This window comes from Kitasatospora sp. NE20-6, from assembly GCF_045862635.1.
Genome location: NZ_BPRL01000005.1, coordinates 292,312 through 316,583 on the forward strand (window position 1 = coordinate 292,312; position 24,272 = coordinate 316,583).

22 protein-coding genes, 1 other RNA gene and 1 riboswitch are annotated in these 24,272 nt (G+C 76.8%); of the genes, 10 read left to right on the forward strand and 13 right to left on the reverse strand.

Features of this window, described 5'->3' with window-relative positions:
• Window positions 1-21 precede the first annotated feature (21 nt).
• The 3 genes from SNE206_RS06870 to SNE206_RS06880 form a co-directional block, all read right to left on the reverse strand.
• The gene (locus SNE206_RS06870) at window positions 22-651 is read right to left on the reverse strand and encodes an SCO2322 family protein (RefSeq protein WP_407912447.1); all 630 of its coding nucleotides are present in this window, start codon (window positions 649-651) and stop codon (window positions 22-24) included.
• A complete protein-coding gene (locus tag SNE206_RS06875) occupies window positions 648-1,997 on the reverse strand; it encodes a prenyltransferase/squalene oxidase repeat-containing protein (RefSeq protein ID WP_407912448.1) in 1,350 nt (449 codons plus the stop codon). The genes SNE206_RS06870 and SNE206_RS06875 overlap by 4 nt, the downstream gene beginning before the upstream one ends.
• 105 nt (window positions 1,998-2,102) lie before the next feature.
• A riboswitch (cobalamin riboswitch) is annotated at window positions 2,103-2,176 on the reverse strand.
• A gap of 146 nt (window positions 2,177-2,322) precedes the next feature.
• On the reverse strand, window positions 2,323-2,802 hold the full coding sequence (locus SNE206_RS06880; protein ID WP_407912449.1) for a TetR family transcriptional regulator: 480 nt from the start codon (window positions 2,800-2,802) through the stop codon (window positions 2,323-2,325).
• Between the two features lie 324 nt (window positions 2,803-3,126).
• On the opposite strand from SNE206_RS06880, the gene SNE206_RS06885 reads away from it, so the two are divergent.
• From SNE206_RS06885 to SNE206_RS06895, 3 genes are read left to right on the forward strand one after another with little or no spacing between them, the layout of a single operon-like run.
• Window positions 3,127-4,443, forward strand: a complete 1,317-nt coding sequence (locus SNE206_RS06885) for a glycosyltransferase family 4 protein (protein ID WP_407912450.1) — start codon at window positions 3,127-3,129, stop codon at window positions 4,441-4,443.
• 49 nt (window positions 4,444-4,492) lie between these two features.
• Window positions 4,493-5,227 (forward strand): class I SAM-dependent methyltransferase, encoded by a 735-nt coding sequence (locus tag SNE206_RS06890; protein WP_407912451.1) that lies wholly within the window; start codon window positions 4,493-4,495, stop codon window positions 5,225-5,227.
• Window positions 5,224-6,282 (forward strand): prenyltransferase, encoded by a 1,059-nt coding sequence (locus tag SNE206_RS06895; RefSeq protein WP_407912452.1) that lies wholly within the window; start codon window positions 5,224-5,226, stop codon window positions 6,280-6,282. The genes SNE206_RS06890 and SNE206_RS06895 overlap by 4 nt, the downstream gene beginning before the upstream one ends.
• Before the next feature lie 99 nt (window positions 6,283-6,381).
• Here SNE206_RS06895 and SNE206_RS06900 read toward each other — a convergent pair whose 3' ends face one another.
• The 4 genes from SNE206_RS06900 to SNE206_RS06915 all read right to left on the reverse strand — a co-directional run bounded on the left by SNE206_RS06900 (window position 6,382) and on the right by SNE206_RS06915 (window position 10,657).
• A complete protein-coding gene (locus tag SNE206_RS06900; protein WP_407912453.1) occupies window positions 6,382-7,284 on the reverse strand; it encodes a hypothetical protein in 903 nt (300 codons plus the stop codon).
• A gap of 253 nt (window positions 7,285-7,537) precedes the next feature.
• Window positions 7,538-8,494: an N-acetylmuramoyl-L-alanine amidase gene (locus tag SNE206_RS06905; RefSeq protein ID WP_407912454.1), complete on the reverse strand. Its 957-nt coding sequence runs from the start codon at window positions 8,492-8,494 to the stop codon at window positions 7,538-7,540.
• A gap of 7 nt (window positions 8,495-8,501) precedes the next feature.
• Window positions 8,502-9,791 (reverse strand): hypothetical protein, encoded by a 1,290-nt coding sequence (locus tag SNE206_RS06910; RefSeq protein ID WP_407912455.1) that lies wholly within the window; start codon window positions 9,789-9,791, stop codon window positions 8,502-8,504.
• Window positions 9,792-9,985: 194 nt separating this feature from the next.
• Window positions 9,986-10,657, reverse strand: coding sequence for a class I SAM-dependent methyltransferase (locus SNE206_RS06915; protein WP_407912456.1), 672 nt, complete (start codon window positions 10,655-10,657; stop codon window positions 9,986-9,988).
• Window positions 10,658-10,943: 286 nt separating this feature from the next.
• On the opposite strand from SNE206_RS06915, the gene SNE206_RS06920 reads away from it, so the two are divergent.
• The gene (locus tag SNE206_RS06920; protein WP_407912457.1) at window positions 10,944-12,029 is read left to right on the forward strand and encodes an alcohol dehydrogenase catalytic domain-containing protein; all 1,086 of its coding nucleotides are present in this window, start codon (window positions 10,944-10,946) and stop codon (window positions 12,027-12,029) included.
• A 94-nt stretch (window positions 12,030-12,123) separates the two neighbouring features.
• Here the strand turns inward: SNE206_RS06920 and SNE206_RS06925 are convergent, their stop codons facing one another.
• From SNE206_RS06925 to SNE206_RS06935, 3 genes are all read right to left on the reverse strand, one after another.
• A complete protein-coding gene (locus SNE206_RS06925) occupies window positions 12,124-12,279 on the reverse strand; it encodes a hypothetical protein (protein WP_407912458.1) in 156 nt (51 codons plus the stop codon).
• Window positions 12,280-12,460: 181 nt separating this feature from the next.
• Entirely contained in the window at window positions 12,461-14,398 is a 1,938-nt protein-coding gene (locus tag SNE206_RS06930; protein WP_407912459.1) for an alpha/beta hydrolase family protein, read from the reverse strand.
• A gap of 46 nt (window positions 14,399-14,444) precedes the next feature.
• Complete coding sequence (locus tag SNE206_RS06935; RefSeq protein ID WP_407912460.1) at window positions 14,445-15,353, reverse strand: hypothetical protein; 909 nt, start codon at window positions 15,351-15,353, stop codon at window positions 14,445-14,447.
• Window positions 15,354-15,776: 423 nt separating this feature from the next.
• Between SNE206_RS06935 and SNE206_RS06940 the strand changes: the two genes are divergently transcribed.
• The 3 genes from SNE206_RS06940 to SNE206_RS06950 are packed head-to-tail and all read left to right on the forward strand — an operon-like array spanning window position 15,777 to window position 18,551.
• Window positions 15,777-16,613, forward strand: a complete 837-nt coding sequence (locus SNE206_RS06940) for a Nif3-like dinuclear metal center hexameric protein (protein ID WP_407912461.1) — start codon at window positions 15,777-15,779, stop codon at window positions 16,611-16,613.
• Between the two features lie 33 nt (window positions 16,614-16,646).
• Window positions 16,647-17,390: a zinc ribbon domain-containing protein gene (locus SNE206_RS06945; protein WP_407912462.1), complete on the forward strand. Its 744-nt coding sequence runs from the start codon at window positions 16,647-16,649 to the stop codon at window positions 17,388-17,390.
• A gap of 3 nt (window positions 17,391-17,393) precedes the next feature.
• Window positions 17,394-18,551 (forward strand): bifunctional RNase H/acid phosphatase, encoded by a 1,158-nt coding sequence (locus tag SNE206_RS06950; RefSeq protein WP_407912463.1) that lies wholly within the window; start codon window positions 17,394-17,396, stop codon window positions 18,549-18,551.
• Window positions 18,552-18,566: 15 nt separating this feature from the next.
• Here the strand turns inward: SNE206_RS06950 and yaaA are convergent, their stop codons facing one another.
• Both yaaA and SNE206_RS06960 read right to left on the reverse strand, forming a co-directional pair.
• Window positions 18,567-19,364, reverse strand: a complete 798-nt coding sequence (yaaA, locus tag SNE206_RS06955) for a peroxide stress protein YaaA (RefSeq protein WP_407912464.1) — start codon at window positions 19,362-19,364, stop codon at window positions 18,567-18,569.
• A gap of 72 nt (window positions 19,365-19,436) precedes the next feature.
• Window positions 19,437-19,880 (reverse strand): DUF3995 domain-containing protein, encoded by a 444-nt coding sequence (locus SNE206_RS06960; RefSeq protein ID WP_407912465.1) that lies wholly within the window; start codon window positions 19,878-19,880, stop codon window positions 19,437-19,439.
• 89 nt (window positions 19,881-19,969) lie between these two features.
• Here SNE206_RS06960 and SNE206_RS06965 point away from each other — a divergent pair, with 89 nt between their 5' ends.
• From SNE206_RS06965 to rnpB, 3 genes are all read left to right on the forward strand, one after another.
• Window positions 19,970-21,418, forward strand: a complete 1,449-nt coding sequence (locus SNE206_RS06965; protein WP_407912466.1) for an RNB domain-containing ribonuclease — start codon at window positions 19,970-19,972, stop codon at window positions 21,416-21,418.
• Window positions 21,419-21,484: 66 nt separating this feature from the next.
• Entirely contained in the window at window positions 21,485-22,954 is a 1,470-nt protein-coding gene (locus tag SNE206_RS06970; protein WP_407912481.1) for a DHA2 family efflux MFS transporter permease subunit, read from the forward strand.
• 13 nt (window positions 22,955-22,967) lie between these two features.
• An RNA gene (gene rnpB / locus SNE206_RS06975) (RNase P RNA component class A) lies at window positions 22,968-23,370 on the forward strand.
• A gap of 41 nt (window positions 23,371-23,411) precedes the next feature.
• Here the strand turns inward: rnpB and SNE206_RS06980 are convergent.
• On the reverse strand, window positions 23,412-23,873 hold the full coding sequence (locus tag SNE206_RS06980; RefSeq protein WP_407912467.1) for a hypothetical protein: 462 nt from the start codon (window positions 23,871-23,873) through the stop codon (window positions 23,412-23,414).
• Window positions 23,874-24,272: the final 399 nt, after the last annotated feature.

Here is a 24,272-nt window from a genome sequence, read left to right on the forward strand (position 1 = left end):
CGGTCGGCGTGGCCGGAGCGGTCAGCGGCGTCGGCGGTACTGCAGGTAGGCGCCGCCGGCGAGGACGGCGACCAGCGCGCCGCCGAGCACCGGGCCCAGCGCGGGCCCGCCGTCACCGCCGCCGGACGTCGAAGCCGCGGCCACCGGCTCGCCGCAGCCGGCCCGCGGGTAGCCGGCGATGGCGCAGAGCATGCCCGCGCTGTCGTAGCGCAGCGGCGGTGCGACGGCGGCCAGCACCTCGGCGGAGGTCGCGGCGGAGGGTACGGCGGCGCACGCCGTGCGGGCGGCGGGCGGGGCGCCCGCGCCGGACGGGGCGTCGGCGGGGGTGCCCGGGTCGAGCACCACGGCGACCCGCTTGCGGCCGGGCCGGGCCGGGGTGCTGCCGCACGCGGCGGCGAAGCCGGGGGTGCCGGTGGGGCGGGCGGCGTCCCGGCCGCCGTCCGGGCTGAGGGCGAACCGCCAGCCGTCGACGGAGCCGTCCGGCGGCACGTACAGCGCGGGACCCTGCTGCTGGTACGCCCAGGTGCCGCCGGTGCCCTTCCAGAACGACCAGTAGCGGTAGTCCGCGGCGTGGGCGGGGGCGGCGGTCACGAGGGCGGCCAGGACGGCGGCGAGCAGGGCCGCCGCCGTCCGGCGCAGCGCGGGGGTCACGGCTGCTCGTCGTCCTTCGGCGCCGGGGCCGGGGCCTGTGCGGCCGCGGCGGCCTGGCGGCGGCGGTTGAGGCTGATCAGCAGTCCGCCGCCGATGCCGACCAGCAGGCCGACGCCGACCAGCCAGATCGGGGAGAAACCGCCGTTGTCCTCGCCGTCGGTGATGCCGGAGCCGGGGGCCTCGGTGCCGTTCGGGTTGGCGGAGGCCGCGGAGGCGGCGGCGGACGGCACGGTCTTCACGGCCGGGCCCGCGTCCATCAGCAGCTGCACGAGGTTGGTGCCGCCGAAGTTGTACGGGTCGAGGTTCGCGGCCTGCGCGACGAGCAGCAGGGTGGCGGTGGCGGAGGCGTCCGTGCCGTCCTTGCCCTTGGCGGCCCACGCGTAGCCGTTGCCGGCCAGCCAGTCCGCGGCGGGCGCGGCCTGGTGCGGGTGACCGGCCCGCACGAGCGAGAGCACCGCCCAGGAGGTGGCGTTGAGGTCGGGGGCGGGCTCGGCGCCGGGGGTGGTCAGCATCAGGTGCTGGCCGTTCGCGTTCAGCTGCGCGACGAGGTGGGCCGAGGCGGCCTCGGCGGAGTCCGCGTGCGCCACGGCCGTCGTGGTGCCGCCCGCCGGGCAGACGGGGGCGGCGGGTGCGGCGTCCGTCCGGTCGGTCGTGGTGACCGGCAGGGCGCCGCCGGCCGCGGCGAGGGCGGCCTGCGCGGTCGCCAGGTTGTTGGCGGCGAGGGTGCCGTCGGGCGCGGGCTGGTAGGCGAAGGCCCCGCGGCCGGCGGCGGGTGCGGCGCAGCCGAGCTGCAGGCCGGCGAGACCGTCCCAGGCGCTCTTCCCGGCCCTGGCGACGCCCGCGGGGTCGACGTGCGCGGCGGTGAGGGCGCTGACGGCGAGGCCGGTGGAGTTGGCGTCGCCCGGGCTGCCGGGGTTGTAGGCCCAGGTGCCGTCGGTGTTCTGGGTGGCCCTGAGCCAGGCCACGCCCTTCGCGACGGCGTCCTGGTGCCCGCCGAGGGCGGTGAGGGCCTGCACGGCGACGGCCGTGGCGTTGCTGTCCTCGGTCTTGGGGTCGCAGGCGGCGCCCGCGGCGCGGTACGACGGCCAGCCGCCGTCCGCGCACTGCTGGCCGGTGAGCCAGGCGACGGCGGAGTCCGCCGGGGCGGCCTTGGCGGAGGCGAGTGCGGTCAGCGCGAGCGACTGCCGCCACACGCCGTCGTAGGTGGGGTCGCCCTTGCCGTACAGCGCGGCGGGCGGCGCGGCCGGCGAGGGGGCCGGGGTGTCGGCCGACGCGGGTGCGGCGGCGGTGCCGGCCAGCAGCAGGCCGGCCAGGGCGGTGGCGCCCAGGCGGGCAGCGGTGAGCATGGTGAGGGTGCGCCTTTCGGTGAGCGGTGCAGCAGCCCGGCGGGCTGCCCGTAGACCTCGACGGAACCGGGCCCCGGGCCCGGCCGGCCGCTCGCCCCAGGCCCCGGGCAGTCCGGCTCGCCCGCCGGGTGGGCGGGCTCACGGTTGCGGGTCAGCGCCGGAGTCGCACCGGCTTCCCCCGGGAGGGGCGGATGGAGTTGTCGTGCGCGAAGACTCTAACCGGCGGGCGCGGCGGCCCTGCGCCCGCCCGGTGGAACAGGTTCCACTTCGGGCCCGCGCGGACGGCCCGGCGGCCCGGCCGTCCGCGCGGGTGCCCGCCCGGCGCTCAGCCGTCCGCGGTCAGCAGCCGCGCGGCCGTGTGCAGGTCGCCGCGCACCTCCGCCAGCGAGCTGCGGCCCGAGAGCCAGCTCAGCAGGGTGGCGTGCCAGGTGTGGCCGATCACCCGCAGGGCCGCCTGCTGACCCGGCGTCGGCGGCTCCGGCAGCCGCGCGGCGGCCAGCACGATCTCCGACGTGAGCCCGGCCACCGCGTCCACCTCGCGCCCCACCGAACGGTCCGCGAACGACAGCGCCCGCACCATCGCCTCCGCCAGCAGCGGATCGCGCTGCAGCGCGTGGAAGGCCAGCGTCAGCGTCTCCGCGACCCGCCCGGCCGGATCGCCGGCGGTCGGCGGGCGCCTCCTGACCTGCTCGTTCAGCGCGCCCAGCTGCTCCTCCATCACCGCGACCAGCAGGTGCACCTTGGACGGGAAGTAGCGGTAGAGCGTGCCGAGCGCGACGTGCGCCCCCTCGGCGACGTCGCGCATCTGGACGGCCTCGTAGCCGCCCCGGGACGCCAGCGCCGCCGCGGCGCGAAGCAGCCCGCGCCGGCGCTCCGCCTGGCGCGGCGTGAGCGGGCGGTCGGCATGCGTGGACGCGGTCAGCGGAGCCCCCGGGGCGTCGGCGGTACGGAACGGTGCGGCGTGGTGCGAATCACCTTCCCCGGCCCAAACCCGGAAGCTACGGGCCGGTATCTTCAAGGTCTCTCGTTGTTCACATGCCCGACGACGATGACCACACCACCATGAAACGTGATCTACTTTAACCGCTGCGGCCGCCAGGGCTGGGTTGAGTAGGGATAAGGGGCCAGCATGACCGCGCTGCCGCGACCGCTGCGGATCGCCCTGCTCTCCTACCGCGGCGACCCGTTCTGCGGGGGCCAGGGCGTCTACGTCCGCCACCTCTCCCGCGAACTCGCCCGGCTCGGCCACCACGTCGACGTCGTCGGCGCCCAGCCCTTCCCCGTCCTGGACGAGGTCGACGGGCCCGGCTCCGTGCGCCTGGTCGAACTGCCCAGCCTCGACCTCTACCGCAGCGACGACCCCTTCCGCACCCCCGGCCTCGCCGAGTACCGCGGCGCCGTCGACGTGCTGGAGTTCGCGACCATGCGCACCGGCGGCTTCCCCGAGCCGCTCACCTTCTCGCTCCGCGCCCGGCAGTACCTCGCCCGGCACAAGGGCCGCTACGACGTCGTGCACGACAACCAGACCCTCGGCTACGGCCTGCTCGGCCTGGAACGGCACGGCTTCCCCCTGGTCACCACCATCCACCACCCGGTCACCGTCGACCGCCGGCTGGAACTGGAGGCCGCACCCACCGCGCTGCGCCGCCTCTCGCTGCGCCGCTGGTACGCCTTCACCCGCATGCAGAAACGCGTCACCCGGCGCCTGGAGCACGTCATCACCGTGTCCGCCAGCTCGCGGAGCGAGATCGTCGAGCACCTGGGCGCCGCGCCCGGCGCCGTCTCCGTCGTGCCGATCGGCGCCGACACCCGCCTGTGGTCGCCGGACGCCGCGGTGCCCGTCGTGCCCGGCCGCATCGTCACCACCTCCTCCGCCGACGTGCCGCTCAAGGGCCTCGTCCACCTCGTCGAGGCCCTCGCCAAGGTCCGCACCGAGCGCGAGGCGCACCTCGTCGTCGTCGGCAAGCCGCAGAAGGGCGAGGGGCCGGTCGCCGACGCGGTCCGCCGGTTCGGCCTGGAGGCGCACATCGACTTCCGCACCGGCCTGAGCGACGCCGAACTCGTCGACCTGTACCGCTCCGCCGAGGTCGCCTGCGTGCCCTCGCTGTACGAGGGCTTCTCGCTGCCCGCGGCCGAGGCGATGGCCACCGGCACCCCGCTCGTCGCCACCACGGGCGGCGCCATCCCCGAGGTCGCCGGCCCCGACGGCGAGACCTGCCTGGCCGTGCCGCCCGGCGACGCGGGCGCCCTCGCCGCCGCGCTCCTCCGCCTCCTCGGCGACCCGGAGCTGCAGGCCCGGCTCGGCGCCGCCGGCCGCGAGCGGGTGCTGACCCACTTCACCTGGCGGCGCGCCGCCGAACTCACCGCCGAGCGCTACCGCGCCGCCGTCGCCACCGGCGCCGGGCAGCGCGCCCGCGCCGGCCGCGGCTGGCGCTACGTCGCCTGACGCCCCGCCGACCCTCTTCAGTACAGCAGCAACGAATGGGAGCCCCGCAGTGCTGACCGTCGATTTCTCCCGCTTCCCGATCGCTCCCGGCGACCGGGTGCTCGACCTGGGCTGCGGCGGGGGCCGGCACGCCTTCGAGGCCTACCGGCGCGGTGCGAACGTCGTCGCCCTGGACCAGAACGGCGACGAGATCGCCGAGGTCCGCCGGTGGTTCGCGGCGATGGAGGAGGCCGGCGAGGCCCCGACGGGCGCCACCGCCACCGCCGTGGAGGGCGACGCGCTCAACCTGCCCTTCGACGACGACACCTTCGACCGCATCATCATCTCCGAGGTGATGGAGCACATCCCCGACGACAAGGGCGTGCTCGCCGAGATGGTGCGGGTGCTCAAGCCCGGCGGCCTGCTCGCCGTCACCGTGCCGCGCTACCTGCCCGAGAAGATCTGCTGGGCGCTCTCCGACGCGTACCACGAGGTCGAGGGCGGCCACATCCGCATCTACCGCGGCGACGAACTCGTCGAGAAGGTCCGCGGCGCCGGCCTGGAGCCGTACGGCACCCACCACGCGCACGCGCTGCACTCCCCGTACTGGTGGATCAAGTGCGCCGTCGGCGTCAACAACGACAAGGCGCTGCCGGTCAGGGCCTACCACCAGCTGCTGGTCTGGGACATCGTCGGCACCCCGGTGATCAGCACCCTCACCAAGGCCGCCGAGAAGGCCCTCAACCCGGTCATCGGCAAGAGCTTCGTGGTGTACGCCTCCAAGCCGCACCGGGCCGGCGCGTGACGGCGGCCGTCCCGGACGTGCTGCTCCTCGACGGCGTCCTCGACGCCGAGCAGGCCGCCGCGACCGTCCGCTCGATCCTCGCCGACCAGCAGCCCGACGGCGGCATCCCGTGGTTCCGCGGAGGGCACCTCGACCCCTGGGACCACACCGAGGCCGCGATGGCCCTCGACACCGCCGGCCGGAACGCCGAGGCGGAGGCCGCCTACCGCTGGCTCGCCGACCACCAGAACCCCGACGGCTCCTGGTACGCCGCCTACACCGACGGCGAGGTGACCAACCCGTCGAAGGAGACCAACTTCTGCGCGTACGTCGCCGTCGGCGCCTGGCACCACTACCTCACCACCGGCGACGACACCTTCCTCGAACGGATCTGGCCGACCGTCCGCCGCGGACTCGACTTCACCGTCGGCCTGCGGCTGCCCGGCGGGCCCATCGCCTGGCGCCAGGACGAGGACGGCACCGCCCCCCAGGAGGCGCTGCTCACCGGCTCGTCCAGCATCCTGCACGCGCTGCGCTGCGGCCTCGCCATCGCCGAGCACCTGGAGGAGCCCCAGCCCGACTGGGAGCTCGCCGCCGGCCGGCTGCGGCACGCCGTCGCCCACCACCCCGAGCGGTTCCTCGACAAGGACCGCTACTCGATGGACTGGTACTACCCGATCCTCGGCACCGCCCTGCGCGGCGAGGCCGCCGAGCGCCGGATCGCCCGCGACTGGGACCGCTTCGTCGTGCCCGGCCTCGGCGTCCGCTGCGTCAGCGACCGGCCCTGGGTCACCGGCGGCGAGAGCGCCGAACTCGCCCTCGCGCTCTGGGCGGCGGGGCAGTCCGACCGCGCGGTGGACATCCTCCGCTGGATCCAGCACCTGCGGCACACCGACGGCTCCTACTGGACGGGCTACGTCTTCGAGGACGACGCCGTCTGGCCCGAGGAGCGCACCACCTGGACGGCCGGCGCCCTGCTGCTCGCCGTCGCCGCGCTCGGCGGCGACCACGCCACCGTCGCGGTCTTCGGCGGTGGCGACCTGCCGGCCGGCCTGGTCGTCAACGACTGCTGCTGAGCACGGCGGTCACGGCGGTCACGATGCCATGACGTGAAGACGGAGGGGCGGTTCCCGGTACGAGACCGGGAACCGCCCCTCCGTCACGACGTGCGGGTGTCAGCCCCGCTGGATGCCGGAGGTGTCGCCCAGCAGGCCGTGCGAGCCGTCCTGCAGCTGCGCCACCAGGGCGCCGCCGCGCTGCTCGACCGCCAGGTACCAGGTGCCCGGCACGAGCTCGCCGACCGGCGGGGCCGCCGGGTTGTCCTTGTTCGTCAGCTGCCGGACGGCCGGCACGGCGAACCAGAACGGCTGGAACGGCGCGGCGTGCATGTCCTGCACCGGCTGCGGCTGCGGCTGGGCCTGCGCGGCCTGGGCGGCGGCCGGGTAGCCGTAGCCGCCGGCCTGCGGGTCGGCGCCGAACGCCGGGCCCTGCGCCTGCGGCACACCGGGCTGGCCGCCCTGCGGGTAGCCGTAGTGGCCGCCCTGACCGGGCTGGCCGGGCTGCAGCGGCTGGCCCGCACCCTGGGGGAAGCCCGGGTAGCCCTGCGCGGCCGGAGCGGCCGGCTTGTCGACCAGCAGCGGCGCCTGCAGCGCGGGCACCAGCGGCCCGGCCGCGGCCGCACCGGCCAGCACCAGCGCGGCCAGCAGGCCCAGCCAGGCGCCGAAGCCGTGGTCGACGTTCTCGCCGGCGCCGCCGAGCGCCCACAGCGCCGTCCACACGTTGGCGACCGCCAGGGCGGTGCCCCACTGGTCGAGGCGCAGCCCCAGCACCTGGCGGGTGGCCGACGCCGCGCCCTGCAGGCGGTGCAGCAGGATCAGCGCGGCCGCGACGATGCCGAGCAGGAACGCCGACGGAAGGATCGGGAAGAGCGCGGCCTTCCAGGCGTTCTGCGTGTCCGAGGAGCAGCGGTTCGCGATGCAGAACTCCGCGGACAGGTAGGGCAGGAAGGAGGCGATGAAGAGCAGCACGGCCGCACCTGCGACGGCGGCGTCTCCCCGCGTGAGAGCGCGCAGATTCACTAACGTTCCCCTCGTTGGTGTGTCGTGGACTGCGTGGATGGGGTCTTCGGGTCGTCCGGCATGACACCGGACGGCCAAGAGCCTAGGCCCCGGGTCGCACGCTGTGCACAGCGCCCCGGGGAAACCGCCGAATTCGTTGCGAAACCGCCGTGACTCCAGGTCAGCGCGCGAGCGGCCCGGGGGCCGCCGCAGGAGCGGGGGAGGACCTGCCGGACAGGCCGGCGGAACTCCCCGGGGAGGCTCCGGCGCGCCGTCAGGAGCCTGCCGTCAGGTAGGCGGTGAGGGCCTCCGCGATGCCCTCCGCCGCCTTCTGGCGCCACTGCGGATCCGTCATGTGCTGCGCGTCGGCGGTGTTGCGCATGTTGCCGCACTCGATGAACACCTTCGGCACCCGGGAGAGGTTGAGGCCGCCCAGGTCGGTGCGGGTGTCGAGGGCCTGCTTGCCGATGTAGTCGGAGTACGCCTGGCCGGTGGCCTGCTGGAAGCGGTCGCGCAGCAGCACGCCGAGCCGGTGCGAGTCCTCGACGATGCCCGAGGTGTCGGCCGGCCCGGCGGTGACCTTGCCGGGCATGATCACGTGGAAGCCGTGCCGCGCTGCCGGGGCGCCGTCCGCGTGCACCGAGACGGCGGCGTCGGCCTTCGCCTCGTTGCCGATCCGGGCCCGCTCGTCGATGCACGGCCCGAACGGCCGGTCGGCGTCCTGCGTGAGCACCACCGTCGCCCCGCGCTGCTGCAGGATCTCCCGCGCGCGGTGCACGACGTCGAGGGTGTACGCGGCCTCGCTGTAGCCGGCGTCGGTCGACGTGCCGGTGGTGTCGCACTCCTTGCGGGCGTTGCCGATGTCCACCTGCCGGCCGATGTCGCGGGTGTGCCCGGAGTTGCCCGGGTTGTGCCCGGGGTCCAGCAGCACGGTACGGCCGGCCAGCGGGCCCCGGCCCGCCGGGGACGGCGGCGCCGCGGAGGCCGACGCGGTCTCCGGGCCCGCGGACCCGTCGGGCGGCGCGGCGGCCGCCTGCGAGGTGTCCGGCGGGGCGGTCGCCCCGGCGGGGGAGGGCGGCGCCGCCGCGGCGGAGCGGTCGGCCAGCGCGTGCCAGCCGAACCAGCCGCCCGCACAGAGCGCGGGCACGGTGCAGAGGAGCACGGCGGTGCCGAGACGGCGGGCGCGGCGGGGGCGCCCGGGGAATTCGGGGTGGGGGGTGGTGCCGGTCACGGGTGGTTCAGATCCTGTCCCAGGTGCGCTCGGTCAGACCGTAGGTCGTCGCGATGGCGTTCCACTGCGCCACGAAGTCCTTCTTGGACCGGGTGGCCTGCGGGTTGAGGTCGTTGGCTCGTCTGCGGTCGGCGGTGTCGGGGGCGGTGCTGCCGGTGCAGCCCTGGCTCGCGACGGTGCGCGCCCAGGCCGCGTACGCCCGGTCGATGTCACCGGACACCTGCCAGGCGGACTTCAGGGTCTGCGCGGCCCCGGCCCCGCCCGGCAGGTCGGCGAGGCCCAGCGCCGCGAGGTCGGCGACCAGCTTGTCGCGCTGCGCGGCGCCGTCGTCGAAGACCTGCGCGGCGCTCTCGATCTCGGCCTTCGCCGGGCAGCTGGACACCTTCGCGACCGCACTGCCGATCGGCGCCTTGGCGTTCTCGCCGCGGGCCAGCAGGGCGTCGAGCGCCTTGGCCTGCGCCTCGGCGCCCGCCCCCGCGCCGGGGCTCGCCGGGGCGCTCCCGGCGGGCGACGACGCGGCCGGGGCGCTCGGCGCGGCCTGCGGGGCCTTGGAGGAGGCCGCGGGGGCCGCGGTGGGCGCGGCGGAGCCCTTCCCGTCCGGGCCGGAGCCCTGCACCGCCCACACGACGCCCCCGCCGAGCACCAGCACGAGCAGCACGCCCGCGGCGATCAGCAGCGGGCTGCGGCGCCGCGGCGGCTCCTCGGCGTCCAGGTCCTCGTAGCCGGGCCCCTGCGTGCCGTACGGCGGCGCCGTGGCCGGGTCGTGGCCGCCGTACGCCGCACCGGCCGGCCCGTACGGCGCGGCGCCGCCCGGGGCGGGCCGGTCGAACGGCGGCTGCGGGGCCTGCCCGAACGGCTGCTGCTGCGTGTACGGCTGCGCCGGCCCGAACGGTCCATCGAACGGTCCGTCGAACGGCCGGTCGGGCTGCTGCGGCGCGGCCTGCGGAAAGCCCTGCGGGGCGGGCGGCGCGCCGTGCGGCGGCGGGAAACCCGGCGGCGGCGACGGGAAGGCCTGCGGCGCCTGCGGGGGCGGCGGAGGGAAGCCCGCGGCCGGCGGCGGCCCGGCGCTCACGTACGGCCGGGCGCCGGGGAACGTGCCCCCGCCGCCCGCCGGGCCGGACGGCACGGGGGGCAGCACGGTGGTCTCCTGGGCGTCGTGCCCGGGAGGACCGGGGCGGGGCGGCTGCCCCGGCACCCCGCCCTCGGGCGGCCCGGGACGCCGCCGCACCCAGCCACCCGCACCGCCGCGCGCGGCCGGGTCCCAGACCGCCGGCGGCGTGTTGTCCTGATCCGTCATTCCCTGCCCTCGCCCCGCTGCGTTGTCGCGTCCTGCCCACCCGCGCCGTGCCCAGCCGTTCGACTGCTGTCGGACACCGTACAGACCGTTGCCCCGGTGCGGCACGGCACCCGGGCGGTGCCGCCGTGTCGTGAGGACGGCCGGGGGCACGCGATCGTGCCCGGCGGCCGCCGGGCGGCCGGACCGGGGAGCGGTCAGCCGGCGGTGCGCCGCAGCACCCGCAGCGAGCCCGTCACCGAGACCTCCTCGAAGCCCTCGGCGAGAGCCCGCAGGTAGACCCGGTACGGGGCCTGGCCGCCGTCCGCCGGATCCGGGAACACGTCGTGCACGACCAGCAGGCCCTCCGGTGCGAGGTGCGGCACCCAGCCCTCGTAGTCGCCGGTGGCGTGCTCGTCGGTGTGGCCGCCGTCGACGAACACGAGCGCCAGACGGCCGCCCCACACCGCCGCGATCTGCGGCGAGCGGCCCACCAGCGCCACCACGTGCTCCTCCAGACCGGCGTGGAAGAGCGTCCGCCGGAAGACCGGCAGGGTGTCCATCCGGCCGACCTCGGGGTCGACCAGACCGGGGTCGTGGTACTCCCAGCCCGGCTGCTGCTCCTCCGAGCCGCGGTGGTGGTCCACGGTGAGCGCCACCGTGCCGCAGCGCCGCGCGGCGTCCGCGAGCAGGATCGCGGAGCGGCCGCAGTACGTGCCGATCTCCAGCAGCGGCAGCCCGGTGCGGGTGGCCGCGTCGAGGGCGGCCGCGTACAGCGCGAGGCCCTCGTCCACCGGCATGAAGCCGGTCGCCGCCTCGAAGGCCGCCAGCACCGCGGGCTCCGGGCGGGCCGCGGCGGACACGGGGGCCGCGTGGTGGAGGTCGGTCATGCTGCTGCTCCCTGCTGCGCCGGACGGAACGGTGGACCGGACCCTACCGGACGGTACGGCGCCGCCCCCGGTCCGGGAGCACGGGCCCGGCGGCCCGGCACCCGGCGGCGGGGCGGTGGGGCGGTGGCGGGAGCGGTGACCCGGCGGCGGAGCGGGGGAACGGCGGGGGAGTGGCGGCGGTGACGCGGCGGCGGGGAGTGGCGCACGCCACGACGACCGGCGCGGCGTGCGCCCGTACGCTCGGGGCGCCGGTAACGGCCACGCCACCACAGGGACGGGAGCACCCATGCGCGCAGCGATCCTGCACGAGACCGGACAGGACCGGCTGGAGGTCCGCGACGACGTGGAGACGGTCGCCGTCGGACCCGGCACGGTACGGGTCCGGCTGCGCGCGGCCGGTCTGTGCCACTCCGACCTGTCCGCGATGAGCGGGGTGCTGCCGCAGCCGGCGCCGTTCGTGCCCGGCCACGAGGGGGCGGGCGAGGTCGTCGAGACGGGCCCGGGCGTGACCGGCCTCGCCGCCGGCGACCGGGTGGTGCTCTGCTGGATGCCGCCCTGCGGCACCTGCCCGCACTGCCTGCTCGGCGAGACCCACCTGTGCGTCGCGAGCCTGAAGCGGCTCGGGGTGCCCGCCTTCCGGTTCGGTCCGGGCGGGGGCACGGCCGCGTACGGCTTCTACAGCACCGGGAGTTTCGCCGAGGAGGCGGTCGTCGCGGCCGACGCCCTGCTCCGGATGCCCGACGACCTGCCGTTCGAGCTGGCCGCCCTGGTCGGCTGCGGGGTGACGACGGGCTTCGGCGCGGTGGTGAACACCGCCCGGGTCGAGCCCGGGTCGTCGGTGGCGGTGATCGGCGCGGGAGGGGTGGGGGTCGCCGCGGTGCAGGCCGCCCGGGTGAGCGGCGCGGCCCGGATCACCGTCGTCGACCCGGTGGCGTCGCGGCGTGAGCGGGCGCTGGCGCTGGGCGCGACCGACGCCGTCGAACCGCAGCAGCTGAGGGCCGCCGCGAAGGGCCTCGCCCTCGGCGGCTACGACTACGTGGTGGAGGCGGTGGGCCGCTCGGAGACCGTGCGGGCGGCGTACGACGCGGCCCGGCGCGGCGGCGCCGTGGTGGTGGTCGGCGCCGGGGCCCGCGACGACCTGGTCTCCTTCAGCCTGGGCGAGCTGTTCTTCGGCGAGAAGCGCGTGCTGCCGTCGCTCTACGGCGGCGGCGACGTCGCCCGGACCGCGGCCCGGGTCGTCGAGCTGTGGCGCGCGGGCCGCCTCGACCTGGCGGGGCTGATCACCCACCGGGTGCCGCTCGCGGAGGTGAACGAGGCGGTCGCGCTGATGCGCAGCGGCGAGGCGCTGCGCGCCGTCGTCACGCTGGACTGAGACCCCGCCGGACGCCGCCGGGCCGAGACCCCGCCGGACGCCGGACCGAGGGTGCTCGGCGCCCGGCGTCCGGGCCGGTCGGCCGGTCGGCCGGTCAGCGGCGGTGCCGCCCGTGCGGGTCGGCGTCGGGGCGGTCGTCGGGCGCGGTCGAGCCGCGGTGGCGGCCGTGGACGGCGTTCGCCGCCGCGGCCTCGTCGGCACCGTGCGTGGTGCGGTCGTGCTCGGTGGTGTCGGTGAGGGTTTCGGACATCAGGTTTCGTGGTCTCCGTGCGGGGCGGTGCTGCGGGTGCAGCGTCGGACGGGCCTGGGGCGGCGGTGACCGGGCCGGTCGGCCCCGGACGCGCCTGCCCGGGCGGCCGAATTCGCCGAAGAGCCTAGCGGGACGGTCACCCACCGTGCACGGTGGGTTCCGGTCCCGCGACCGGCCGGGGTCAGGCGGGCCCGCCGGCGCACAGGAACACGGCCAGCAGCTCGTGCAGGACGGCGGAGCCCTCCCCGGCCAGCAGCTCGTGGCCGCCGCCCGCCGCCTCGACGTACCGGAAGTCCGTGCCCTCCTGCCGGCCGAGGCGCAGCAGCTCGTGGCGGAGCTCGCGGGACTGCCCGACCGGCACCACCTCGTCGCGGTCGCCGTGCACGACGAGCAGCGGTGCGGTGAGCCGTCCGGCGAGCCGCAGGACGTCCCGGGGGCCGCGCGCGTCGTGCACCGGCGTGTCGCCGCCGAGCCGCGCGGTCATCGACCGGACGGAGGCGCCGGCCTCGGCGAGGAGCCGGGCGCCGGAGAGGAACGGCGCCACCGCGGCGCACCGGGCGAGGTGACCGGCGGGGGCGTGCGCCGTGGCGAGCAGGGCGAGGAACGCGCCGTAGCTGGTGCCGAACACCGCGGGCGGCTCCAGGCCCAGCGCGGCCCGCCGGCCGGCCAGCCCTTCGAGCAGGTGCAGGACGTCCTCCAGGTCGGGGCCGCCCCAGGCGCCGTGGACGGCGGCGGCGTGCGCGGCGCCGTAGCCGGTCGACCCGCGCTGGTTCGGCGCGACGACGGCCGCGCCCTGGCGGGCGATCCGCTGCAGGGCGGGGTCGAACTCCAGCTGCCAGGCGTCGGCGGGGCCGCCGTGCAGGGCGAGCACCAGGTGCGGGGCGGTCAGCCACGCGTCGCCGCCGTACACGACGGCCTCGACCGGGCCCGCCGCGCCGCCGAGGTGCAGCAGCCGGGCGCCCTGCCAGGGGCCGCCGACGTCGGGGACGGCGGAGCCGTCGAGCCGCCAGCCCGGTACGGCGCCCGCGGCCGGTCCGGCCGACGGTTCGGGGCCGGTGCCCGCGGTGAGCGGGGCGAGCTGCAGCGGCAGCGGTACGGCTCCGGTGGCGGGCGCGGCACCGGCGGCGGCGAGGGCGTCGACGTCCAGGGTGGCGAGCGCGGCGGGGTGGTCGGGCGCGGAGTAGGGGATGCGCAGGCCGCCCGCCGCCCAGTGCCCGACGCCGCCGAGGCGTCCCGGCGGCACGGCGAGCCGCTGCAGCCGTGCCGTGGCGGGCTGCCAGAGGGCGAGCGCGGAGCCCGCGCCGTGGTCGAGCTGGAGCACGACGCGCGGTCCGGCCGGATCGCCGGGGACGAGGGCGACGGGCCGGGGCAGCAGCCCGCCCGCGTGCAGGCAGTCGGGGAAGCGCACCGGGTCGCTGCTGCCGAGGGTCGCCCAGCCGAGGCGGTCGGTGCCCGGCGCGTCGCTGCGCACGACGCCGAGGCCGGTGTCGGGGTCGAAGAGCACCAGCCGGTCGTTGCTGCGTTCGCCGATCTCCAGCAGCGGGGTGACCGCGCCGCTCTCCAGGTCGAGGACGACGGTCCGGACGACGCCGTCGGCCACCCGGTCGAGGGCGAGCAGGCGGCCGGTGCGGTCGAGCCACACACCGCCGCCGTGGAGCCCGGGGAGTTCGGCGACCGGCGCGGGCGGCGTGCCGTCGGTGGTGACCCGCCACACGGTGGTGACCGGCCGGCTGTCGCTGCCGAGGGCGACGGCACCGCCGCCGGGTTGCGGCAGCAGCCGCAGGCCGGGCAGCCAGAGCCGGGCGAGCTGCTGTTCGCGTCCGTCGCCGGGTGCGGTCGAGAGGAGGGCGAGGCCGTGCTGCTCGCCGTCGTGCCGGCAGGCCAGCACGCGGCCGTCGGGCAGGGCGACGAGCTGCGTGTGCAGGCTCTCGGTGCGTCCGCCGGGCAGCGGCAGGGAGGTGGTCTCGGCGGGGCCGCCGTCGGCGGGGAGCCGCCAGCTCTCGGCGTACCACCCGCCGTCCGGGCCCGCGGCGAGGCAGGCGGCGTGCGAGCCGTCGGCGGCGAACGTGAAGCCGAACCGGCGCAGCGCCCGGTCGGCGCTCCGGGTGACGGTGCTCATCGGTGCGGCGGCTCCTGGTCCGTGCGGGGGCGAGGGCGTGGGGCGGTCAGCCGCCGGACGCCGTGTCGGGGCCGTCCAGTGCGGCCCGGACGCGGGCGAGCGTCCAGCGGTCGGCGGGGTCGTCGGCGCGCAGGCCGAGGACGGACGGGGCCAGCCGGCGGGCCGTCCCGCCGTCGAGGGCGGCCAGGGCGAGCCAGCGGCGGAGGCGCTCGGCGGGGGGCCGCGGGTGCGGTGCCTCCGGCCGGGCCTGGGGGAACTCCTCGGCGAGGTGGGGCCGGTGGCCGGTGGCGAGCAGGAAGAGGAGGCCGCCGAGGGCGTGGCGGTCGTCGGCGTAGGCGGTGCGGCGCAGGGCGGTGGTGCCGGCCGGCGGCGCCGGGTACGGCTCGGGGTGCAGGAGGAGCGGTCGTCCGTCGGGGCGGACGAGCACCTGGCCGGGGTGCAGGCCGCGCAGGGCGAGCCCGGTGGCGTGCACCCGGTCGAGCAGGTCGACGAGGGCGCGGGCGAGCGGCCGGGCCTCGGCCCAGGGCACGCCCGGGTCGCCGTGCCGGCCGAGCCGGGTGCGGACCCAGTGGTCCAGCGGGAGGCCGGCGGCGGGGCCGGGTGTGACGGTGAGGTCTTGGCGGGCGGGCCGGGCGGACGCCCGGTCGTGCTCCCCGGTCGGCCCCCTCCCCTCGAAGGGGCCGACCGGCCGTGCGTGGTGAGGATCCGTGCCGTCGCGGTCCGGCCCGGGTGCGGTCCGGCCGGTGGTGCGCGGACCGCGGCGGGCGGGTTCGGGCGGCCGGGCGGTGCGCCGGGGGCCGTCGGGGCCGGCCGCCCGGCCGTCCTCGCCTCCCCGCCCCCGCGCACCGTCGGCCCGTCCGGCCCCGGGGGCCGTGCCGACGGCCCCCGGTCCTTCGTCGACCGGCCCCGCCACGGAGGCCGAACGCAGCGGTGTGCCCGCCCCCATCAGCTTCACACCCCTTCGTGTCGGCGCCGTCGGTGCCCACTGCTCGGCCACCGACGGACCGGTCGTCCCGGACGGACGTGAGTGCCCCCGGAGGCCGGGGCACCCGCAGGCCCCGGCGCCCGGCCGGGCCGTGGCCCGGTTTTCCCCGGCCCCCCCAGGTCAGGGCAACTCTCGTTCGCGGAGCTGAAGTTACTTGCGGGGCTGGAGGTGACTCAATGCGGACGGGGTCACTTCACTCGTACGGGTGATCCACATCGCGTTCCGGCCGTGCGCGGCCCCCGGGATGTGAGCAGGGCTGCCGGGTGCCCGCCGGGGGCGGACTCCCCGGCGGGCCGGCGGGCGTCCGCCGCGGCGGCCCGGCCCGCGGGTTGACGCGCAGCTGTGCGGGCCGGTGCGGACCGGGGCGCCCGCCGGGCGCGGTAGTCTCGACAGGTGCCGAATCTCTCCGACGCCGTTGCCGTGCTCGACGAGCTCTACCCGCCGCAGTGGGCGGAGTCCTGGGACGCCGTCGGCCTGGTGTGCGGGGATCCGGCGGCCGAGGTCCGGCGCGTGCTGTTCGCCGTCGACCCGACGCAGGCCGTCGTCGACGAGGCCGTCGCCTGGGGCGCCGACCTGGTGGTCACCCACCACCCCCTCTACCTGCGCGGCACCACGAGCGTCGCGGCGACCACCGCCAAGGGCCGGGTGGTGCACACGCTCGTCCGGGCCGGGATCGCCCTGCACGTCGCGCACACCAACGCCGACCACGCCGACCCGGGTGTCTCCGACGCCCTCGCCGAGGCGGTCGGCCTGAAGGTCACCGGCCCGCTCGTCGCCGACCCGACCGACCCCGCGGGCCGCCGCGGCAGCGGCCGGATCGGCGTCCTCGACGAGCCGCTGACGCTCACCGCCTTCGCGGCCCGGGTCGCCGCCGGCCTGCCCGCCACCGCCGCCGGGGTCCGCATCGCCGGAGACCCGGCGGCCCTCGTCTCCCGGGTCGCGGTCTGCGGCGGCTCCGGCGACTCCTTCCTCGCGGCGGCCCGGGACGCCGGCGTCGACGCGTACGTCACCGCCGACCTGCGTCACCACCCGGCCTCCGAGGCTTCCGGGGCCGCGACGCCCGCGCTGGTCGACGCCGCGCACTGGGCCACCGAGTGGCCCTGGCTGGACCTCGCCGCCCGGGCCCTCACCGAGGCCGCCGGCACCCGCGGATGGCAGCTGGAGACCCGTGTCTCCACGCTCGTCACCGACCCGTGGACGGGGCACGCCCCCATGCCGTACACCGCCTGACCGCCGATCGATTTCCCCACAGGAGCTCCCCGCTTGAACGCCGCGCCCGCCGACCAGATCCGCCTGCTCGACCTGCAGGCCATCGACTCCCGCCTGGACCAGCTGGCCCACCGGCGCCGCACCCTGCCCGAGCTCGCCGAGATCGACAAGGCCACCGCCGACCACACGGCGCTCAAGGACCTCGTCATCGCCGCGCAGACCCAGCTCTCGGACACCACCCGCGAGCAGGGCAAGGCCGAGCAGGACGTCGAGCAGGTCCGCGCCCGGGCCGCCCGCAACCAGCAGCGGATGGACTCCGGCGCCGTCACCTCCCCGCGCGACCTGGAGAACCTGCAGCACGAGACCGGCTCGCTCGCCAAGCGCCAGGCCGACCTGGAGGACGTCGTCCTGGAGGTCATGGAGCGCCTGGAGTCGGCGGAGGGCCGGGTCACCGAGCTGACGGCCCGTCTGGAGCACTCCACCGTCGTCCTCCAGGAGGCCGAGGCGCGCCGCGACGCCGCGTACGCGGAGATCGACACCGACGCCGCCAAGGTGCAGCGCGACCGCGAGGCCGTCGCCGTGGTCATCCCCGACGACCTGCTGAAGCTCTACACCCGGCTGCGCCAGCAGCAGGGCGGCGTCGGCGCGGCCCGCCTGCAGCAGCGCCGCTGCGAGGGCTGCCGCGTCGAGTTCGCCGTCTCCGACCTGAACGCCATCAAGGCCGAGCCCCGCGACGCCGTCGTCCGCTGCGACAACTGCGGCCGGATCCTGGTGCGCACCGCCGAGTCGGGCGCCTGACCCGTGGCCGGGCGCAGGTTCGTCGTCGAGGCGGACGGCGGGTCCCGGGGCAACCCGGGGCCGGCCGGCTACGGCGCCGTCGTCCGGGACGCCGACACCGGGCAGATCATCGCGGAGGCGGCCGAGTTCATCGGGCACGCCACCAACAACGTGGCCGAGTACCGCGGACTCGTCGCGGGCCTGCGCGCCGCCCACGGCCTCGACCCGGACGCCTCCGTCGCCGTCCGGATGGACTCCAAGCTCGTCGTCGAGCAGATGTCCGGCCGCTGGAAGATCAAGCACCCCGACATGCAGCCGCTGGCCGCCGAGGCCCGCGCCGTCTTCCCGCGCAGCCAGGTCACGTACACCTGGATCCCGCGCGAGCGGAACAAGGACGCCGACCGGCTCGCCAACGAGGCCATGGACGCGGGCCGGGCCGGCCGCGCCTGGGAGCCCAGGGCCGGCGCGGCTGCCGCGCCGCCTGCCGCGCAGCCCGCCGGGGAGGCGCTGCCCGCGCCCGCCGCCCCGCGGGCCGGCTGGGCCGCGCCCGCCGACCTCGGCTCACCGACCACGTTCGTGCTGCTGCGGCACGGCGAGACGGCCCTCACCCCGCAGAAGCGGTTCTCCGGCAGCAGCGGCAGCGACCCCGAGCTCTCCGAGCGCGGCCGCTGGCAGGCCGAACGCGCCGCCGAGGCGCTCGCCGCCCGCGGCACCGTGCAGGCCGTCGTCAGCTCGCCCATGCGGCGCACCCGGGAGACCGCCGAGGCCACCGCCCGCCGGCTCGGCCTGGAGGTGCGGATCGAGGACGGGCTGCGCGAGCTCGACTTCGGCGCCTGGGAGGGCCTCACCTTCGCCGAGGCGCAGGAGCAGTACCCGGAGGACCTCGACGCGTGGCTCGCCTCCGCGAAGGCCCGGCCGACCGGCAGCACCGAGAGCCTCGCCACCCTGGCCCAGCGCACCGGTGTCGCCCGCGACCGGATCATCGCCCGGTACGCAGGGAAGACGGTGCTGGTCGTCTCGCACGTCAGCCCGATCAAGACGCTGGTGCGCCTCGCCCTCGGCGCCCCGCCGGACGCGGTCTACCGCATGGAGCTGTCCGCGGCGTCGTTCTGCGCCGTGCAGTACTACAGCGACGGCAACGCCTCGCTGCGGCTGCTCAACGACACCTCGCACCTGCGCTGACCCGGCGCCGCCGGGTCAGTGGACCTCCGCCACCACCACGTCCAGCTGCCACGGCCGCCGGGCCGTGCCCCGCGCCGCCACCTCCACCCGGTGGCCCAGCGCGGCCAGCGCGTCGACCAGCTCGCCCGGTCCGGCCGGCTCGGCGCCCGCGTTCAGCAGGTCGCGGACCAGCCGGCCCTTCGTCGCCTTGTTGAAGTGGCTCACCACCGAGCGCTTCACCACGCCGTCCACGACGCGCTCGTGCAGCACCCGCACCGTGGCGGTGCGCGCCGCCACCTCGCCGGCCGGCTTCCACGCCGCCGCGTACGCCGCACTGCGCAGGTCCAGCACCAGCCCCTCGGCCACCTCGGGGAGCACCGCCTCCGTCGCCGCCCGCCAGTACGCGCCGAGCGCCCCCGGCCCGGGCAGCTTCACCCCCATCGAGCAGCGGTACGGCGGGATGCGGTCGCCGATCCGCACCGCCCCCCACAGCCCGGAGAACACCAGCAGCGAGCGCTCCGCCCGCGCGTACGCCTCCGCGTCGAGCTTGGCCAGGCCCAGGTTGTCGAACAGCACCCCGGTGTACACCTCGCCGGCCGGCAGCGCGCCCGCCTCCGGCAGGCCCGCATTGCGGTCGACCTCGCCGCGCAGCCCCTTCGAGAGCCCGAGCACCCCGGCGGCCCGCTCCCCGTCGCCCCGGCACAGGCCGACCAGCGCGTCCAGCACCGTCCGGCGGGCCGCGGTCAGGCCCGGCAGCGACAGCGTCCCCAGCGCCACCGGGGCGCCCGCGACGGACGGCGCCTTCCCCTCCGAGGGCGGCAACAGGACCAGCACGGCGGAACTCCTCGACACTCTGCAGCGGACGACCCGGCCACTGTACTGGCGCGCCGCCGCCGTGACGCACCGTCAGCGGCCGCCGCGGGCCACCACCGCCGCCCCCGTGCCGAGCGCCGCACACAGCGGCGCGTAGCAGCGCAGTTCCAGCCGGCGGAACCGCTCGGTCCGCGGCACCAGCCCGCCGCCGAACACCACCGGCCCCAGCACGCCGCGGGCCAGCAGCACCCCGGCGACCGTGCCGGCACCCGCCCGGCGCAACCGCTCCGGCCCGACCGCCGGCAGCACCCCGGACCGCGCCCCCACCAGGTACGCGGCCGCACCCAGCAGCCCGGCCACCGCCCCGCACATCGCCGCCGTCGGCGCCTCCTCCGGCGCCACCCCGACCACCGCGTCCGCGAGCTCCGCCCGGTCCGCGAGCGGCCACGACCCGCGCGCCCACACCCCGTGCAGGCCGCCGGCCACCGCCAGCGCCCCCGCCGTCACCGCCCCCGCCACCCGCACCGGACCCGTCACCGTACGCACCGTCAGCACCCCTCCCGTTCCCGCCACCGTACGGGACCGCCCGGCGGGCCCCCGGACGTCCTGCCCCTTACGCTGCGACCATGCCGCGCCGAAACCTGTGCGTCCGTACCGCCGACACCGAACGGATCGCCACCGAGCTCTCCGACCTCCGCAGCCGGATGGAGATCCGCACCGACTGGCCCGCCGACGTCCTGGCCGAGGCCGAGCGCGCCGCAGCCGTCCCCCGGCTGCCCGACCAGGACGCCACCGACCTCGACCTCTTCACCCTCGACCCGCCGGACTCCCGCGACCTCGACCAGGCGATGCACCTGGCCCGCCGCGACGGCGGCTACCGCGTCCACTACGCGATCGCCGACGTGGCCGCCTTCGTCGCCCCGGGCGGCGCCGTCGCCGCCGAGGCCCGCCGCCGCGTGCAGACGCTCTACTTCCCCGACACCCGCGTGCCCCTGCACCCGGCCCGGCTCTCCGAGGACGCCGCCAGCCTGCTGCCCGGCGAGGAGCGCCCCGCCGCCCTCTGGCAGATCGACCTCGACGCCGACGGCGCCGTGCTGCTCGCCGACGTCCGGCGGGCCCGCGTCCGCTCCCGCCGCCGCCTCGACCACGCCACCGCCCAGGACGCCCTCGACGCCGGCACCGCCGACGCGCAGCTCGTGCTCCTCGCCGAGATCGGCCGCCTCCGCGAGCAGCAGGAGGCCGCCCGCGGCGGCATCAGCCTGCCCGTGCCCGAGCAGGAGGTCGAACCCGTCGACGGCGGCTACCGCCTCGCCTACCGCGCACCCCGCCCGACGGAGGGCTGGAACGCCCAGATCTCCCTCCTCACCGGCATGGCCGCCGCCGAACTCATGCTCGACGCCGGCGTCGGTCTGCTCCGCACCCTGCCCGCCGCCCCCGAGGCCGCCCACGCCCGGCTGCGCCGCGTCGCCCGCGCGCTCGGCGTCGACTGGCCCGCGGGCACGCCGTACGCCGAGCTCATCCGTTCGCTCGACCCGGCCGTCACCCGCAACGCCGCCTTCCTCGACGAGTGCACCGGCCTGCTGCGCGGCGCCGGCTACCACGCGTTCGACACCGCCCAGGGCACCCCGCCGCCCGCCGATCCCGGTCACGCGGCCCTCGCCGCCCCGTACGCGCACTGCACGGCGCCGCTGCGGCGTCTCGCCGACCGCCACGTCCAGGAGATCTGCCTGGCGGTGGCGGGCGGGGCCGAGGTGCCGGCCTGGGTGCGCGAGGAGCTCCTCGCGGTGCCGGCGGTCATGGCGCGCGGTGAACGGCAGGCCCACGAGGCCGAGCGGGCGTGCGTCGACCTGGTCGAGGCCGAGGTGCTGCGCGGCCGCGAGGGCGAGGCCTTCGACGCCGTGGTGATCGACGTCGACGAGAAGCGCCCCGGGCACGGCACCGTGCAGCTCGCCGAACCCGCCGTCGTCGCCCGCTGCGACGGCGACGGTGTCCGCCTGCCGCTCGGCGAGCGCATCCGGGTGCGGCTCACCACCGCCGACCCCGCCTCCCGCACCGTCCGCTTCGAACCCGTGTGAGCCGCCGACATGACCCTCAGCCCCTCCCTGCCACCGCAGTCCGGCGCCGGACGCGAGGACCGCCGGATGACCGGCGACTCCTCCGGGCCCGGCCGCGGGCGCCGCCTGCTGGTGCTCGCGATCTGCTGCCTCAGCCTCTTCATCGTCGGTCTCGACGCCACCGTCGTGAACACCGCGCTGCCCGCCGTCCAGCAGGACCTGCACGCCCCCGCCTCCGGCCTGCAGTGGGTCATCGACGCCTACACGCTCGTCCTCGCGGCCCTCCTCATGCTCTCCGGCTCGGTCGCCGACCGGATCGGACGCCGCCGGGTCTTCCTCACCGGCCTGCTGGTCTTCGTGCTCGGTTCGCTGCTGTGCAGCGTCGCCCCCGGCCTCGGCTGGCTGATCGCCTTCCGGGCCGTGCAGGCGGTCGGCGGCTCCATGCTCAACCCGGTGGCGATGTCGATCATCACCAACACCTTCACCGACCCCCGCGAGCGCGCCCAGGCCATCGGCGTCTGGGGCGGTGTCGTCGGCATCTCCATGGCGCTCGGCCCGCTGCTCGGCGGGTTCCTCGTCGACACGGCGGGCTGGCCCGCCATCTTCCTCATCAACGTGCCGATCGGCCTCGCCGCCTTCGCGCTCACCCTGCGGTACGTCCCCGAGTCGCGCTCGCCCCGGCCGCGCCGCCTCGACCCCGTCGGCCAGCTGCTCATGGTGCTCCTGCTCGGCTGCGGCACCGCCGCGATCATCGAGGGCCCCGGCAACGGCTGGACCTCCCCGCTCATCCTCGCCCTGGCCGCCGTCGCGCTCGCCGCCCTGGTCGCGCTGCCGCTGTGGGAGCTGCGCGTGCGCGAACCGCTCGTCGACCCGCGCTTCTTCGCCAGCGTGCCGTTCGCCGGCGCCACCGTCACCGCGGTCTGCGCGTTCGCCGCGCTCGGCGGGTTCCTCTTCCTCAACGCGCTCTACCTGCAGAACGTCCGCGGCTGGAGCGCCGTCGAGGCCGGCCTGTGGACCCTCCCGATGGCCGTGACGATGCTCGTCGCCGCCCCCGTCTCCGGACGGATCGTCGGCCGCCGCGGCCCGCGGCTGCCGCTGGTCTGCGCGGGCGCGGCCCTCGCGGCGAGCGGGCTCCTGCTGACCCGTCTTGCCGCCGACTCCCCGCCCTGGCTGCTGATCTCCGCGTACGCCCTCTTCGGGCTCGGGTTCGGCCTCGTCAACGCGCCCATCACCAACTCCGCGGTCTCCGGGATGCCGCTCGCGCAGGCGGGCGTCGCCGCGGCCGTCGCCTCGACCAGCCGTCAGGTCGGGCAGTCGCTCGGTGTCGCCGTCATCGGCACGGTGGTGGCCGGGGCCGTCGTCGGGCCGGTGGTCACGGGCTTCGCCGAGGCCAGCCGCACCGGCTGGTGGATCCTCACCGGGCTGGGCCTCGTGATCCTCGTCCTCGGGTTCGTCACCACGACCGCCCGGGCCGTGGCCGGGGCCGCCCGGGTCGCGGCCCGCCTCGACCCGGCCCGGGCGGGTGTGCCGGGCGGGGCCGCCGAGCGGCTACGATGACCACTACGGCGGACGAGCCGGCCGGGCGGTCGCGACGGGTCCTCAACAGGCCCGCCGAGGAACGTCCGGGCTCCACAGAGCAGGGTGGTGGGTAACGCCCACCCGGGGTGACCCGCGGGACAGTGCCACAGAAAACAGACCGCCTGCGGCTCCGGCCGCAGGTAAGGGTGAAACGGTGGTGTAAGAGACCACCAGCGACCGGGGTGACCCGGCCGGCTCGGTAAACCCCACTCGGAGCAAGGTCAGGATCGGTGCCCTCCGGGGCGCCGTGCGCGGATGTTCGAGGGCTGCTCGCCCGAGTCCGCGGGTGGACCGCACGAGGCTGTCGGCAACGGCAGCCCTAGATGGATGACCGCCTCCCCGGGCCGCGCAAGCACCCCGGGAGACAGAACCCGGCGTACAGGCCGACTCGTCCGCCGCCCCTGCCCACCGGCAGGGGCGGCCGCGTGCCGGTGGCTCAGGCAATTCCGTCGAGCGCGGGTTCGTCGAGCATCGGCCATCCCTTGAGGCGGGCCAGTTCCAGGAGTTCCGCGTCATATCCGACGACCCGTGGATTCCCGACCACGCAGAGCAGGCCCCTGCCGCCGCAATGGTCCGTGTAGCCGAAACAGATGACGGCATCCAGGCGCAATCGTGTCATGGCTTCGACAATCACTTCGGATTTGGCCGCGGCGTCCACGGTGTCGGGCACCCCCGCCGCACCCGTCGTTAAGGGGCGGCTCTGCTCCACGTGGAGCACCAGATCGGCCTCGTGGCCGAAAAGCGTGGTGGCGGCGGGTCCGCCGGGAAAGGGGAGGACCAGGACGAGGATGTCGCCGGCCGCACGATGTCTCTCCATCGCCCCGCGGGCGATGTCGGCCTGCGGGCCGGAAGTGTTCCGGAGATCGAAAAAGGCAGCGCGTCTGACCCTCGTTGCCATGTCCCCCTGCATCCCCGTCTCTCCGCAATGCCGTGTTCGCCGCCCGGCCATTGATCGGCGAGGTTCCCAATCATGCCGTACCGCCAGCACCAGGAGAAGTCGCTCCGGGTGTCCGGCCCTATACGTTCGGTTTGTCCCCCCCATTCCGTGGGCGCTCGATATTGCCCGGGAGCGGGCCGTGCACCGGCCTGATTTCCGGGACCGGAATGCCGTCCGCCGTTTCCGGTGACCCGCCCATGCCCTCACGGCGGGCCCCTTCCCGTCGTGAGGGCGGGCCGTCTGCGGCGACCGACTTGACTCAACGGTTGACAAGATTTGACATGGCGTGTTGTATCTTGGGTGGTAGAGCGTCGGCGTATGGGGGTCAGGACGGTGGACGTGGACGGAGAGACGGTCGGG

Excerpts from the sequence above, each read along its gene's own strand:
- SNE206_RS06910 (WP_407912455.1), bottom strand. The coding sequence starts at position 9,791 with ATGACGGATCAGGACAACACGCCGCCGGCGGTCTGGGACCCGGCCGCG.
- SNE206_RS06970 (WP_407912481.1), top strand. The coding sequence starts at position 21,485 with ATGACCGGCGACTCCTCCGGGCCCGGCCGCGGGCGCCGCCTGCTGGTG.
- SNE206_RS06930 (WP_407912459.1), bottom strand. The coding sequence starts at position 14,398 with ATGAGCACCGTCACCCGGAGCGCCGACCGGGCGCTGCGCCGGTTCGGC.
- SNE206_RS06880 (WP_407912449.1), bottom strand. The coding sequence starts at position 2,802 with ATGCGCGACGTCGCCGAGGGGGCGCACGTCGCGCTCGGCACGCTCTAC.
- SNE206_RS06925 (WP_407912458.1), bottom strand. The coding sequence starts at position 12,279 with ATGTCCGAAACCCTCACCGACACCACCGAGCACGACCGCACCACGCAC.
- SNE206_RS06965 (WP_407912466.1), top strand. The coding sequence starts at position 19,970 with ATGCCGCGCCGAAACCTGTGCGTCCGTACCGCCGACACCGAACGGATC.
- SNE206_RS06920 (WP_407912457.1), top strand. The coding sequence starts at position 10,944 with ATGCGCGCAGCGATCCTGCACGAGACCGGACAGGACCGGCTGGAGGTC.
- SNE206_RS06875 (WP_407912448.1), bottom strand. The coding sequence starts at position 1,997 with ATGCTCACCGCTGCCCGCCTGGGCGCCACCGCCCTGGCCGGCCTGCTG.
- SNE206_RS06915 (WP_407912456.1), bottom strand. The coding sequence starts at position 10,657 with ATGACCGACCTCCACCACGCGGCCCCCGTGTCCGCCGCGGCCCGCCCG.
- SNE206_RS06980 (WP_407912467.1), bottom strand. The coding sequence starts at position 23,873 with ATGGCAACGAGGGTCAGACGCGCTGCCTTTTTCGATCTCCGGAACACT.
- SNE206_RS06885 (WP_407912450.1), top strand. The coding sequence starts at position 3,127 with ATGACCGCGCTGCCGCGACCGCTGCGGATCGCCCTGCTCTCCTACCGC.